This window comes from Microbacterium sp. USHLN186, assembly GCF_037145155.1.
GTDB lineage: Bacteria > Actinomycetota > Actinomycetes > Actinomycetales > Microbacteriaceae > Microbacterium.
The window spans coordinates 1-797 of record NZ_JBBCYA010000012.1 but is presented as its reverse complement, the minus strand read 5'-3'; the positions used below and the strand labels follow the sequence as shown (position 1 = coordinate 797).

At 55.7% G+C, this 797-nt stretch carries 1 rRNA gene; it reads left to right on the top strand.

What is annotated here, in order from left to right:
- Nucleotides 1–738: ribosomal RNA gene (locus tag WFG93_RS13900) — 23S ribosomal RNA — on the top strand; the annotation flags it as partial.
- Between the last annotated feature and the right edge of the window lie 59 nt (nucleotides 739–797).

The window sequence follows — 797 nt, the reverse complement described above, 5'->3', positions numbered from 1 at the left end:
TTGTTGAAATACCACTCTGGTCATATTGGATATCTAACTTCGAACCGTGATCCGGTTCAGGGACAGTGCCTGGTGGGTAGTTTAACTGGGGCGGTTGCCTCCCAAAAAGTAACGGAGGCGCCCAAAGGTTCCCTCAACCTGGTTGGCAATCAGGTGGCGAGTGTAAGTGCACAAGGGAGCTTGACTGTGAGACTGACAGGTCGAGCAGGGACGAAAGTCGGGACTAGTGATCCGGCAGTGGCTTGTGGAAGCGCTGTCGCTCAACGGATAAAAGGTACCTCGGGGATAACAGGCTGATCTTGCCCAAGAGTCCATATCGACGGCATGGTTTGGCACCTCGATGTCGGCTCGTCGCATCCTGGGGCTGGAGTAGGTCCCAAGGGTTGGGCTGTTCGCCCATTAAAGCGGTACGCGAGCTGGGTTTAGAACGTCGTGAGACAGTTCGGTCCCTATCCGCTGCGCGCGTAGGAAGTTTGAGAGGATCTGACCCTAGTACGAGAGGACCGGGTTGGACGAACCTCTGGTGTGCCAGTTGTTCCGCCAGGAGCACCGCTGGTTAGCTACGTTCGGGATGGATAACCGCTGAAAGCATCTAAGCGGGAAGCCGGCCTCAAGATGAGACTTCCATCACCTTCGGGTGGAGAGGCTCCCAGCCAGACGACTGGGTTGATAGGCCAGATGTGGAAGCACGGCAACGTGTGCAGCTGACTGGTACTAATAAGCCGATGACTTGATAACACCTCCTTTCTGCGAGATGAACGCGTCCACTTTGTGGTTCTCGACGTACGGTCGGAACC